The sequence below is a fragment of the Spirosoma daeguense genome, from assembly GCF_054776875.1.
This window is the reverse complement of record NZ_BAAHBF010000006.1, coordinates 243,098-256,489: the sequence shown is the minus strand read 5'-3', so window position 1 is coordinate 256,489 and position 13,392 is coordinate 243,098. Positions and strand designations below refer to the sequence as shown.

Annotated in this window: 9 protein-coding genes; 4 read left to right on the top strand and 5 right to left on the bottom strand. The window is 45.7% G+C overall.

Features of this window, described 5'->3' with window-relative positions; all coding sequences use genetic code 11:
* Positions 1-42 precede the first annotated feature (42 nt).
* A complete protein-coding gene (locus ACYVD4_RS20395) occupies positions 43-3,216 on the bottom strand; it encodes a SusC/RagA family TonB-linked outer membrane protein (RefSeq protein ID WP_460948869.1) in 3,174 nt (1,057 codons plus the stop codon).
* A gap of 1,407 nt (positions 3,217-4,623) precedes the next feature.
* Here ACYVD4_RS20395 and ACYVD4_RS20390 point away from each other — a divergent pair.
* Positions 4,624-5,262 carry a class I SAM-dependent methyltransferase gene (locus ACYVD4_RS20390; protein ID WP_460948867.1) on the top strand — a complete coding sequence of 213 codons (639 nt, stop codon included), beginning with the start codon at positions 4,624-4,626 and terminating at the stop codon, positions 5,260-5,262.
* A gap of 5 nt (positions 5,263-5,267) precedes the next feature.
* Here the strand turns inward: ACYVD4_RS20390 and ACYVD4_RS20385 are convergent, their stop codons facing one another.
* From ACYVD4_RS20385 to ACYVD4_RS20370, 4 genes are all read right to left on the bottom strand, one after another.
* Entirely contained in the window at positions 5,268-6,413 is a 1,146-nt protein-coding gene (locus ACYVD4_RS20385; RefSeq protein ID WP_460948865.1) for a DmpA family aminopeptidase, read from the bottom strand.
* Positions 6,414-6,430: 17 nt separating this feature from the next.
* Entirely contained in the window at positions 6,431-7,180 is a 750-nt protein-coding gene (locus ACYVD4_RS20380; protein ID WP_460948863.1) for a hypothetical protein, read from the bottom strand.
* Between the two features lie 26 nt (positions 7,181-7,206).
* Positions 7,207-8,283 carry an AMP-binding protein gene (locus ACYVD4_RS20375; protein WP_460948862.1) on the bottom strand — a complete coding sequence of 359 codons (1,077 nt, stop codon included), beginning with the start codon at positions 8,281-8,283 and terminating at the stop codon, positions 7,207-7,209.
* A 76-nt stretch (positions 8,284-8,359) separates the two neighbouring features.
* The gene (locus tag ACYVD4_RS20370; protein ID WP_460948860.1) at positions 8,360-8,827 is read right to left on the bottom strand and encodes a QcrA and Rieske domain-containing protein; all 468 of its coding nucleotides are present in this window, start codon (positions 8,825-8,827) and stop codon (positions 8,360-8,362) included.
* A 120-nt stretch (positions 8,828-8,947) separates the two neighbouring features.
* On the opposite strand from ACYVD4_RS20370, the gene ACYVD4_RS20365 reads away from it, so the two are divergent.
* From ACYVD4_RS20365 to ACYVD4_RS20355, 3 genes are all read left to right on the top strand, one after another.
* Positions 8,948-9,406, top strand: coding sequence for a DUF2452 domain-containing protein (locus ACYVD4_RS20365; RefSeq protein ID WP_460948858.1), 459 nt, complete (start codon positions 8,948-8,950; stop codon positions 9,404-9,406).
* A gap of 80 nt (positions 9,407-9,486) precedes the next feature.
* Positions 9,487-10,311 (top strand): 1,4-dihydroxy-2-naphthoyl-CoA synthase, encoded by an 825-nt coding sequence (gene menB, locus ACYVD4_RS20360; protein ID WP_460948857.1) that lies wholly within the window; start codon positions 9,487-9,489, stop codon positions 10,309-10,311.
* Positions 10,312-10,689: 378 nt separating this feature from the next.
* Complete coding sequence (locus ACYVD4_RS20355; protein ID WP_460948856.1) at positions 10,690-13,350, top strand: response regulator; 2,661 nt, start codon at positions 10,690-10,692, stop codon at positions 13,348-13,350.
* The last annotated feature ends 42 nt before the right edge of the window (positions 13,351-13,392 follow it).

The window sequence follows — 13,392 nt, the reverse complement described above, 5'->3', positions numbered from 1 at the left end:
ATTCACTACGTTAATTCAAGTTTTTCTAAGCGTATCAGATCGTTAAAAATCAAGCTTTAAGCCCATCGTAACAACGCGAGGTAACGGATACGAACCGTAATCCACACCGATGAAAGCTCCGTTTGGCGCGTTCCCTGATGCATTCAACCCATTGCCGCCACTGCTGAAACTACTTGCGCCATAGGTCGTATTTTCTGGGTCATAATTGGTATACGAACTCCACAGATACACGTTCTCGGCATTCACATACACACGGGCAATTTTGAAGGGTGTTTTGCTCATCAGACTCGTTGGAAGCGTATACGAAATGCGGATGTTTTTCAGGCGGGTAAAGGATGCGTCTTCAACCCACATGCTATGAAACTGATCCTGCAAACCGGTCAGGCCCAACGTAGCGCGGAAGTGCTTGCCATCGCCCGGATTAGCTTCTGACCGCCAACGATTATCGACGCTGGTAAACATGTTACGTCCGTTGTTCCAGAAGCCCAGATAACGGAAATTCTGATTCACAATTTCGCCACCGTAGGCACCTTGCAGGAAGAACGAAAAATCGAAGCCTTTCCAGGAAAATGAGTTTGTAATACCGGCCATAAAATCAGGCTGAAAATTGCCGAGACTGGTACGATCATCGACCGTAATTTTACCGTCGCCGTTCACATCGCGGATAATTGGATCGCCGGGTTTGGTAGTGCTGTAGTGCGGATAGGCATCAACGGCAGCCTGATTTTTAAATACGCCATCCACTACGTAGCCAAAGTAGTTCGAAATTGGCTGACCTACTTCGGTTTTCACTGCTACTACGTAATCCGTATAAATAATCGGCGCATTGCCGGGGCCTAACTGGAGTACTTTGTTGCGGTTGAGACTGAAATTGAAATCGGTGGTCCAGACGAGTTTGCCCGTTGTATTTTTCGTGTTCAGATTCAACTCGATACCCTGATTCCGCATCCGGCCGATGTTGGTCAACTGAGTCGAGAAACCGGAAATGTCGGGCACTGGTACATTCAACAGCATGTCGCGGGTAATGGAACTGTAATATTCAGCCGACAGCCCAATCCGGTCGCCCAGCAATCTGACATCCAGGCCAATATTCAATTGTCCAGTACGTTCCCATTTCAAGCCCGTATTCGCAATATTGCCAATTGCCAGCCCCGATGCGAGGGTTGCGCCTGATACGTAATTTGATGCATTCAGTAGACTAATTGCCCCGTAGTTTGGAATCTGATTATTTCCGGCAATACCATAGCTGGCCCGTATTTTTAGGCTGTTAATCAGTTTGATATTCTTCATGAAATTCTCGTCTGAAATCAACCAGCCTGCCGATACCGACGGGAAATAACCCCAGCGTGTGTCGGTTCCGAAGCGAGAGCTACCATCCCGACGAATGGCACCGGTCAGGAAATATTTGTTCTGGAAATTGTACTGAGCACGAGCCAGATACGAAATCATAGCCCATTCAGAAGCCGTACTGGAGCCGCTTGTTACCACACCCGCGTTGAGGGTTTCAACCAGATCATTAGGGAAACTTCCCGACGTAACAGTAGCAAATTCGTCGCGCTGTTGTTGTACCGAATAACCGGCCAATACGTTCAGATTATGGTCGCCAAACTGCTTGTCATACGTCAGCGTATTTTCCGACAGCCAGTTCAGCATGTACGATGTTTGAACATTTCCTTCGGCTGGTAGTAAACTCGAGTAGCCATAGCCTTGATTTTTAACCCGATACGAGTTCAGACGGGTATTGAACAGGTTGCCGCTGATGCTTGTCCGAAACTTCAGGTCGTCGGTGATATAGTACTCGGCAAAAGCCGTTGCCAACGTATTGAATGATTTATTCTGCTTATGATAAAAACGAGTGAGCGAATACGGATGCCAGAGATTTAAGTCATTGTAGGCGAGGTATTTATTCCAGACTGAATTGGGGTCGCGATAACCGAGATTACCGTTTTCGTTGTAGACCGGAAAAATTGGGTCACTTTGTTGAGCAAGGCTAATTACGTCGCTTTTTCCCTGCGTACCTTCAGTACGGTCGAAGATGGTTGTTGCGCCCAGATTCAAGCCAAGGCTGAATTTATCCGACACTTTATGCTTGATATTGGTACGTAGCGATAGTCGTTTGTAGTAGTTCTGATCCAGAACTGCCTGCTGATCGAGGTAAGCGCCTGAAAAGAGGAATTGTGTTTTTTCCGTGCCTCCCGAAACCGACAATTGCGCATTATGTGAGGGCGCTACGCGAAACATAACATCCTGCCAGTCAGTGCCATTGCCAAACTGTTGCGGGTTGGTAATGAACTCGTCGGGAATCCGGTAAGCGGCTGTACGAACACTGTTGGGGTCCGTTGCTTTATTTACGGCTGGATTCAGATCGACCCAGGCGTTGTTGTGTGCATCGACGTAGTAATTAATCCACTGCTGGGCATTCATGAGAGGCACTTTTCGAGTAACTTCCTGAATACCATATTCATATCCTGCACTGATGTTTGTTTTACCAACTTTACCCAGCTTAGTTGTTACCAGCACAACCCCGTTGGCACCCCGCGAACCATAAATAGCTGCCGACGATGCATCTTTCAATACGTCGACCGACTCAATATCCTGTGGGTTAATCAGATTGAGGTTAAAGTTTTCAAGCGGAACGCCATCCACAACGAATAGGGGAGTCGTTCCTGCCGTAATCGAGCTTACTCCCCGAATTCTGATTATGGGCGAAACACCCGGTGCACCTTGTCCTTGTGTAATGTTTACGCCAGCTACTTTACCCGCCAGCGATTGTGCTACGTTGCTAAACGAGCGGTCTTTAAATTCACCAAAACCAATCGAAGAAACGGCTCCGGTGATGGCGCGTTTACTTTGCGTACCGTAACCAACTACCACTACTTCATTCAGCGTTTTGTTGGAGGGCTGCATCGCTACGTCAATTACAGACCGATTGCTAACCGGAACTTCCTGTGTTTCGAAACTAATGGAGCTAAATACTAACACCGCATTTTCAGGAGCCGAAATCGTGAATTGGCCATCCTGATTCGATATCGTTCCGGTTGTTGCCGACTTCACCACCACTGATGCGCCCGGTAAGGGTTTGCCTGCCTCATCGGTAATTTTACCGCTTATCGAAACTGATCTTCCTTGCCCAATTGCCTGAGCAAAAGAAAAACAAAGCAAAAGGAAGGCTATAGAAAATAGCCGCAATCGCTGTAAAGTTAGAATTGGATACATACAGGTAGATTTATTCGTAAACAAAGATGGGAATCACGAAAAATTGCTAAAAAATATACGTAAATGTACGTATTTCTGCTGATCCTAGCTCTCCTGTACTCTCCTGTATTTTCTGTTATTTAATTTCTATTTGTTTCTTTTACTTTTTTATTTTTATGTTTTTCTATCAAGAAAGTTCGATTTTTGAATTGGAACTTATAGTATTGGTATGTGTTGTTTACGGTTTTTATCAATCGTTTCGATCACGTATAGGCTTTGTATATGAACCGAAACTAACACGAACCAGCATAACGACATGAACGTAACGAGCATCGATTACGGTGTAGTGGATACGTAGTATAGACGAATTTTGGGGAGTTTTGAACAAGTTAGTATACAGATCAAATTCGATACATATACCAACCCTTTACATTATACAGAAGCATAGCTAACCGTTAGTAAAGATCAGTATATCGATGTGCTATCTAATTGGAAAGAATTGGTAGGATATTTGAAATGAGTTATTTATTTCTATTGCTTTCTTTTCCAAGATCCCTCTCAAAGGTTTTAAAATCTTTTCCCCGTAAATCAATAATTTGGCTCTAACTGAATAGGAATTCACTATTTGCTTCATGATTTATTAAAGCTAAAATTACAGTGATAGTCTGCTCTTTTATGTTCCCTTCACATTTTACTAAGCGAACTCCAATGTCATCCTGCTCCAGTAATTTTATTGGTTTTAAAACATTGATAGATTTTCTCCGATAATCATTTTCTGCTTGAATTTTTTGTCCATTCGCATTACAAATAGCTAAATCAGATTTAAGCAAGCGAAGTCGAAGAAAAAAGAGTCATTAATCCCACAATTGTGGTTTTCATAATTAAAATTAAGATTGTACTTAGCAAGCAAAAGTTAGCTTAAGGAATGTTTGACTTGTGGTAGAAGGCTGGTAAACGTACATCAGACCCGTCTAACCGGGCGTTTCCTTTGTCAACTACACCTGCTAATTCAAGCTTAGACATGCATTGTAAGATGGGCAATATATCAACCAAAATCCGAAAAATAGAAACCTAAGCTCAAAGGCAGGAGTTTTTGACTTGTCAATCGAAGTCGACTAATGAGCCATAAAGCTGCCTGTCGGAGACTTACAACCTATCGCACGGAACCCAGCTCACAAGCACGGCTTTTTGGTAACACCCAACATATAGTTTGATGGAAAAAGTGGAATATGAGACGGTCTTATGTGGGTAACGATCTATTTCTATTTTGCCTAGCCAGATGACTATGAGCAATATTTAAAACTGTCAATTTTGTTCAAACAGGTTCTATGTTTACTACAAAGCTCACGAAGTGAATTTACCTGACAAATTCTGCGAAAAACGTAGCACTCTTTGCAGCTTTAAACGTTAAATGCTTTTCGTACTTACATGAATTTTGACCTGATTGCCCCGGTTTATGACATATTGGCGACGCTTGTTTTTGGCCGACGGCTGCTGCGGGCACAGGTTGTATGGCTTACTCAAATTCCGGCCAATGCATCGGTGCTTATTGTTGGCGGAGGAACTGGTTGGTTGCTGGAACAGGTGCTGAAACGCTGCCAGCCTAAACGGGTTGTATACCTCGAAAAATCACAAAAAATGATTGATCTGGCCACGCAACGGATGGCGAAACGTAAGTTGCTTGGCCGGGTTGAATTTAGGGTAGGAGATGAGTTGTTGCTCAGCGCAGATGAACGTTTTAACGTAGTAATGACCCCGTTTGTACTCGACCTGTTTACGGAGAATACGCTACGTAGTCGGTTCATTCCTCAACTCAGGAATGTACTGAAAACGGATAGCTATTGGTTCGTAACAGATTTTGTGCGGCCTCTGGTTTGGTGGCAGAAACTATTGCTCTGGTTGATGCTGCGATTCTTTCGTACAACGGCCCATATCGAAGCAAAGCAACTGGCCGACTGGCAAAAACTACTTACTGAAACAGAACTAAAGTTACTACTACGTAGCGCACAGGTGAGCGGCATGGTTTCGTCCGAAGTATGGATTTTACAGAGTGAAACCCCAGTTTAGTCATCCTACTTATTTAAGCGATTGTATTTTTTTAATACGTAACGCAATCGGTCGTGAGGCAGGGCATAAACTTTGTTATGATCAATACCTTCCATTGTTTCGGCAGAAACTAGCGCATTGATAATGGCCTCTTCGGTGGCTTCAACAGTTACCTTAAATACTGGATCAAGGCTCGATTTGTCGAAGGCTTTATACGTAGTAACTTTTGTAATGGGGTCTGTTTGAGTTGATTGTGTTGAAAAAGCTAGGAAAATATCGCCGGAGCTATTGGTACCATACGTACCGGTGCGGGCAATGCCCATCGTAACGCGTTTGGCAACTAGATTCAATTGCGACGAAACAAGTGGTGCATCTGTACCTACAATGGCAATTATCGACCCATCTTTTTCATTAACCACCGGCGTCAAATCGCTGATTTCCTGCCCTATGGGTGAACCCGCAATGAGAAGATCAGCACGTCGCCCAAAGTTCGCCTGAACCAATACGCCCACTGTATACGACTGATTACCAATTTTGAAAATGCGCGACGACGTACCAGTACCTCCCTTGAAACCATAACAGATCATCCCCGTTCCGCCACCAACATTACCCTCCTGAACCGAGCCCGACGTAGCACCGTTCAGCGCCGACGTAACGTGGTCTTTCTGGATATGTAAACCGTTGATGTCATTCAGTGCACCATCCCAGGTTTCGCCGACAAGAGGAAGGCCAAACGAAAAGTCAAGCGCACTTTTTGACTTGAACTGCTGATAGCACCAGGCTCCAATAGCATCACGAACTACACCCACACTGTTGGTATTGGTAATGCCAATAGGGCCAAATCCCGATCCATAATCATGGACGTAAGAAATTCCGGTCATTTCACCATCGCCATTGAAAATGAAATAACCTGCCGGGTAAGTTTTATCCGTCTTTCCTGTAGGCATCACCACCGTAACTCCTGTTCGGATAGGCCCATTACCTACCTTCCAAACGCCTTCGCCCTCAATTAGCGTCGTATACCCAACCAGCACGCCTGGTATATCAGTAATTGCGTTGAATTTACCCGGCTCCCCATTAAAAGGAACGCCTAAGTCACGCGCTCTCGATTTTTTGGGTTGCGCTATACCAGTTGATACGTTAAAAAGCAGAGCAATAAGCAGATAACGCATAGTGTGGACGGAGATTGTTAGCCTTCAATAAGGCGACGTAGTGCTTTTTGCAAGGCGGGTTTGTCGCTCACATCATACCATTCTTCGCTGCCAATATTCAGCCACTGACCATCGCGACGGGGTCGTTTGGAAAGTGCTTCCTCCGGATCGTAATCGTACTTATAAACTTGAGACATAATCTGTTGTAATGACGACCAGGGCACTGTTCGTGTACGCTCCTGACGATTTAAGGTCGTGTTGAGCGTGACACTACGTTCGGCAAAAGAAGCTGTCAAATGAAGTTCGGTATCAGTCCGGCGACTGTTTAAATCCAGAAATGTTAACCGAAAAGGGTGCTCGCGCCCAATGGCTTCATAGGACGCCTGTATTAATTCCTGCGTCAGATATTGCCATTGATCAGCATTGGCAGGCGTTCCCTGCTGCTCATCTTTGCCCGAACTATCGAGCGTAATTTCCCAGAAATCATCGTCTTCGCCCAGTTCATCTTCATTGAGCGATTGAAGGCGGGTTTTCGTAACTAACGTAGTGATTGTGTCCAGCCATGTTTTGGGTAATACGCCCGACCAACTGAAATCATCGTCGCGGGTGTATCCTTCGGCAATCAGCTCGTCATCATCAATATCGTCGCGGTCGGGATACGTAATGGCTAAATCTACCTGTATGGCAGACGAACCCGAAGGTGTCATTGCAAGTGTGTAGAAATAAGCGTAAGGTGCTGGCAATGAGCGAGCTGTCTGGTAGCGAATCTGGAGACGTTTAAATGCCATACGTTATGTGCAGTGCAAAATCGGAACTACGTAAAAATAGCAGCTTCGGTAGCTTTTCGGTCGATTTTTCCCGTAGCCGTTTCTACAAAGGTACTACGTAACAAAATGGTTTCTTTCGGAACGGCATACGGACCGATGCGATTTCGTATGACGTTGGCAATACTGGCCTTGTCAATATGGTCAATTGTGGATGAGGACGGAACTTCGTAAACAGCCGTAATCCGTTGGCCCAGTACGTTGTCTGGTCGACCAAGAATCAGCACCCGCCACGATAAACCGGCCTGACGTAGTACGTCGCTGATGATCTGTTCAACCTGTTCTGGCTGGATTTTTACGCCACCACTATTAATAATTGTATCGGCACGACCCAGCAATCGAAAGTGCGTATTGTCGATTAATTCCACTACGTCGTTGGTCTGAACAAGCTCCAAATTTGTAGCTGCCGACCGGATGTGCAGACAGCTACGTTCGTCGGTGCCCAGTTCAACTCCGTTGAGAGCGGTAAATATGTTTGTTGCAGAAGGGCCGTTTAGCCGACGTAGTGCAATATGTGACACCGTTTCGGTCATACCGTATGTAGCATAAACAGGCGATGTAATCACCTGTAACGCTTCTTCAAGTGCCGGACTTGTGGCCGCACCACCCACGATAATCGCACGCATACCGTTCAGAATCGGTACTTTTTCGGGAGAATCGTTCAGAATGGTTTGCAACTGAAGCGGAACCAGTGCTGTAAATCGAAATAAGGTATCCGCCACATCAAAACTCACCAATGGATTACTGGCTGGTTCAATTATGACCATTGGCAAGCCTAGTTCAAGCCCTCGAACAAGCATCATAACACCTGCTACGTAGTGAATATTGAGGCAAACCAGTGACGTATCATTGGCTTGTAAACCAAGGGTTTGGCCGGTTAAGTGAGCACTGGCTTTCATCTGCGCACGGGAAAGCAGAATTGGCTTGGGTGTGCCGGTTGAGCCAGACGTATGAAGTGTAAAAGTTGATTGCTTGCTTAGCCAGGCATGGCAAAACGCCAGCGCATCGGCTTCATACGGAGTTTGGGGTAAAGGCCACTTATCGGGCGAAGAAGGTAAAAGTAACATGGGTTTGGGGCAGGGATGGCATAGAGTGCAAGGATTGAATGAATACCACGCGTCATCCCTGCCCTTTGTCCCATGCCTAGTTATGTATGCGCAACGTACCGGCGGTCAGATTAGAATCGATGGTGTAAACAGAAAGCGGTTTTGCGGCCGGACCAGCTATGACTTTACCCGAAGCATCAAAACGGGATAAGTCAAGTGCGCAGTAAAATTCATTCTGGGCTGCCCGGTAAACGAGCCGGGTTCCTTCGTGCGTACATTTAGACGAAACGGCCAAAAATTTGCCATCGTTCGTTTGGGCAACCAACACGTTATTAACCACCACATAGCCGCCTTTGGTTGCTAAATTCTGGTTGGCGTTGTCGTCGAGACGTAGTGTAAAGTCAACTTTCTGGATAGCCTCACCTTCTACCGTCGGATTTTCTTCCCAGGCGCAACCAGAGGCAGATTGCGTTAATAGAAAAGCGCCGATGCTGGTGCCAAGAAGGCGGAAAAAGGTATGCCGGGGCATAACCGGCTGTTCGTTGGAGGAATATATGGTTTCCATGGCGGTTTTCGCGTATTTTTGTGGCTCTGTACCGAAACTCGGTATAAATATGCGTTATTTTTTGTCATTCAACGACAGTGAACCACTACGTTCGCCGGGCGGTTACCCCAATTAACAGTTATGGAAGAAGCGAAAGTTTTTATCAACCCGATTTCGCCAGATAAAGTAGCGGATGCGCCGGGATTACTGGAATATGCGCACACAGCCGGTGGGGCTGTAATCCGGCCCGAAGATAAAGGTAAAATTACGGGTCGTGCGGTTGCCGCCATGCGTGAGCAAACGGATATGCAGCTTAGCCAGCTTTATAAGCAGATGCAGTTGCTGGCCGAGCAAGCCACGGCAATACGGCACCGGGTCGAAATATCGGAGCGGATTTATGCCGCACAGATGAGTTTTGAACCCGTAGTAGGTCACACGTATCATTTTTATACCCGCAAAAATGGTCAGGACGTACTGTCGATGGTTGGGCCAACCGAATGGGGACGCATATTTCCGTTCGAACGTTGTCTTGCCACCGTCCGGATGATGGCCGACCACACCTGGGATGTGCAGTATCACGAAGTTTCATATAATGAGTGAAAGAGTGAAAGAGCAAAAGAGCGCGTTGAATGAGAGGCTCTTTCACTCTTTCACTCTTTCGCACTTTCTTTCTTTAAAATATGCAAAGTAATTACCCCTGGCAAACCATTAAAGAATATCAGGAAATCCTGTTTAGTTATTACGACGGTATTGCCAAAATCAGTATCAATCGACCTCATAAACGAAATGCCTTTACGCCCCAGACCGTAAAGGAAATGTCGGAAGCAATGGAAATTGCCCGGCAAGACGAGCGCGTTGGCGTTGTTATTCTGACTGGCGAAGGTGGCGAAGCGTTCTGCTCCGGTGGCGATCAATCGGTGCGTGGCCATGGCGGTTACGTTGGCGAAGATAAAGTGCCCCGTTTGAACGTACTGGATTTACAAATGCAGATTCGGCGGATTCCGAAGCCAGTGGTGGCGATGGTAGCCGGTTATGCCATTGGTGGCGGACACGTATTACACGTAGTATGCGACCTGTCGATTGCTGCTGAAAACGCTCGTTTCGGTCAGACTGGCCCTAAAGTGGGTTCGTTCGACGGTGGATTTGGTGCCAGCTATCTGGCGCGGGTTGTTGGTCAGAAAAAAGCCCGCGAAATCTGGTTCCTCTGCGATCAATATGATGCTCGGGAAGCTCTGGATATGGGACTGGTCAATAAAGTTGTACCGCTCGAACAGCTCGAAGAGACAACAATTGCGTGGTGTCGGAAAATGCTGGAAAAGAGTCCTATTGCGCTACGTATGCTCAAAGCATCGTTCAACGCCGAACTTGATGGACAAGCTGGTATTCAGCAACTGGCGGGCGATGCTACGTTATTGTATTATCTGTCGGAAGAAGCGAAAGAAGGAAAAGATGCCTTTCTGGAAAAACGGAAACCTGATTTCAGTAAGTTTCCAAAATTTCCGTAGTTAGAACTCATATTATAATTAATTGAACTAGGTTTCATGGGCGATAAATACGTATTTGCCCGATGAAACCTAGTTCATTTTATAGGTACTACAGGTAGTCACTTTGTGTTTTTTTAGACACTTTATTGAAGGGCTGATTTTCTATTTTTTTGAACTTGTATCTATTTTTTATAACAGACAAGCCATTTGGCCTGCTTCGAAAGTAAACCAACGAGTTCATCAAACGGATTGGTGGACTCGGTCGTGTGGTTAACTAAGCTATATGCTATGGGAGTAATCATAAGTAGGGTGCTGCCCATAGTAGCTATAGTTATTTGTTTTATCTGTTCCTCCGTAAAAGCTCAAAATGTCCCTATTCCGCAAGAACTGAAACAACAGTTGCGTGTTGCTGAGGCTCACTTGCTGGCATTTAGGAATGATAGCGCAATTGCCATCACGGGAAAGTTGCTGAAAACAATAAACGCGAGAAATCGGGTTGATAGTCCTTTTGGGATTCAGACAGAGTTGATCGAAGCGATGGCCTACGAAAACGATGAAAAGGGCGACCTCGCTTTGAATAAATTGCTACGTGTAGAGCAGCAGAGCAAGAAAAAAGGTCTTAGAGAGATCCATGCCAGAACCTGTCTGGCACTGGCTTTATTATATGAAAAGAATGGCCGGAAAGCAAGCAGTAATGACCAACTGAAGTTGGCTAAGGCCGACATTGATCGCTACGGGTTAGATTCGATATTTCCGTATTACGCTATCCGAAAGGCTTCATGGGAACGTTTGTTTGGGACCAACGCTACCGCCCTTTATTTTGCCTGGTCGGCGCTGAATTCAGCAACGAAATACAAGTTAGTTTTTGAGGAAGCAGTTAGTCATATGCTTCTGAATATGTTATTGCCTAAATCGGCCTTAGCTGAACGGATGCGCCACAGTCAGGCTGGTGTTAAACTTTATCAGCAATTGGGCGATCACACGGGCACGAGTTATATGTTTGGCGCCATTGCCAGCCTTTATTTTCAACAAAAGCACGTTAGGCAGGCTCTGGCCTATAATGATTCCACTATTATTTCGGCCAATCGGGCCATTGCCGAAGGGAATGAACAGCATGTAAGCATTGCGGGAGTATATCGATTTCGCAGCGAGATTTACAAACAGATGGGCTTGTTAGATTCAGCTATGATAAACCTTCAAAAAGGGTATAAGATGGAGCTGGATTTAAAAGAAAAAGATGTTAGGGATAAGATAGCCGAGATCGATGCACGCTATCAGACTAAATATAAAGAACAACTGCTGGAGGAAAATCAATTGGCGTTGCGACTAAAGAGCAACCAGCTCCGATTTTCTATTATAATCGTGTTTCTGGTTTCTGTTTCGGCTATGGTCTTATTGTTCGGGTATCGAAAACAACGGCAGGACAAACGTAAACTGATCGAACAAAACACGCTTATTCATAATCAGGCAACCAAACTCAAGGCACTTGATGCAACCAAGTCCCGCTTTTTTGCCAATGTTTCGCATGAGTTGCGTACGCCACTTGCGTTAATGCTTGGCCCGGTTAGTACATTGTTGAACGAGAATCGACTTACGGCAAAACAAACCAGTCTGTTGCAGTTCGCCCACCGGAGCGGTAAACAGCTCGAACAGTTGGTTACCGATATACTGGATCTGGGCAAAATAGAAATGGGTAAAATGGAGCTGGACAAGAAACCTACCCATATCGCCCCATTTTTTTGCAGTCATTTCGCCCAGTTTGAGTCATTGGCCGAAAGCCGAAACCTGCATTACTCGTTTGTTATAAATGTGCCGGACGATGCATGGGTCAATCTTGATCAGATTAAATGTCGTCAAATCCTGAATAATCTGCTCAGTAATGCGTTCAAGTTTACAACGGCAGGAGGGCACATCACCACTCATTTAGCATTGTCGGATGGTATGCTGCAACTGGACATTGCCGATACTGGCTTGGGTATCCATCCCGACGATTTACCCCATATTTTCGACCGTTATTACCAAACCATGCGGCCCGATAGGTCGGCTGAAGGAGGTACAGGTATCGGGCTGGCACTTTGTCGCGAATATATTCAGTTAATGGATGGTAAAATCGCTGCGACAAGTACCGTTGGAAATGGCTCAACTTTTCATCTGGTTTTTCCGGTTGTGCTCATTGCTGATGCCGACCTTCCTGAAATTGATAAAGAAATTTTCCTGCAAACCGTTAGTGCCTTCGGCAAAGAAGACCCATTACGCGACTTAGCCGAAGGTAAAACGGGGGGAGCTTTGCCGCAAACCACAAAACCCACCATTCTCGTTGTTGAGGATAATACCGATCTACAGGGCTATATCAATCTGATTTTGTCAGAGAAATATCGGGTAGTAACTGCCGAAAATGGAAAAGCTGCATTGGAATATTTACGGGCCGAAAAAACGGAAGTCTCGCTCATTCTCTCCGATTTGATGATGCCTGTGATGGATGGCTACCAACTGCTTGAACAACTCAAATCAGAAGATGCCACTCGTCATATTCCCATTATTATGCTCACTGCCAGAGCTGATGTGCAGGATAAATTGCGGGCGCTACGTATTGGAGTTGACGATTATTTGCTGAAACCCTTTGAGGAGGAAGAACTGCTGGCTCGTATCGAAAATCTGCTAATTAATCGCTCGGCTCGTTTACAGGCCGTTGCCGAAGCATCACAAGCTGAGCCGCTACGTCCTCAGATGTCACAAGCAGACCGGGAATGGCTGGAAACCTTTGAGGAGTATGTACAGATCCATCTTGCCGACCCTACACTTACAGTGCCGGGATTAGCGTATCGATTTGCCATGAGCGAATCGACTTTACTACGTCAGTTGAAACGTCTTACAGGACTTTCGCCTATGCAATACGTGCAAACTGTCAGGCTCGAGAGTGCTCGACGTTTGCTGGAAAAACGTACCTATCAGTCAGTTACTCAACTTGCGGCTCAGGTAGGCTACGATGATGTTCGTTCGTTTTCTCGCAGCTTTCGAACTCGGTTTGGCAAACTACCCTCTGAACTGCTTGCGACCTAAACAAATCCTGCCTGATTAAATGTATTTATTTAAGCAGGCAGG

Coding starts and splice junctions, on each gene's coding strand:
- ACYVD4_RS20395 (WP_460948869.1), bottom strand. CDS start 3,216: ATGTATCCAATTCTAACTTTACAGCGATTGCGGCTATTTTCTATAGCC.
- ACYVD4_RS20390 (WP_460948867.1), top strand. CDS start 4,624: ATGAATTTTGACCTGATTGCCCCGGTTTATGACATATTGGCGACGCTT.
- ACYVD4_RS20385 (WP_460948865.1), bottom strand. CDS start 6,413: ATGCGTTATCTGCTTATTGCTCTGCTTTTTAACGTATCAACTGGTATA.
- ACYVD4_RS20380 (WP_460948863.1), bottom strand. CDS start 7,180: ATGGCATTTAAACGTCTCCAGATTCGCTACCAGACAGCTCGCTCATTG.
- ACYVD4_RS20375 (WP_460948862.1), bottom strand. CDS start 8,283: ATGTTACTTTTACCTTCTTCGCCCGATAAGTGGCCTTTACCCCAAACT.
- ACYVD4_RS20370 (WP_460948860.1), bottom strand. CDS start 8,827: ATGGAAACCATATATTCCTCCAACGAACAGCCGGTTATGCCCCGGCAT.
- ACYVD4_RS20365 (WP_460948858.1), top strand. CDS start 8,948: ATGGAAGAAGCGAAAGTTTTTATCAACCCGATTTCGCCAGATAAAGTA.
- menB (WP_460948857.1), top strand. CDS start 9,487: ATGCAAAGTAATTACCCCTGGCAAACCATTAAAGAATATCAGGAAATC.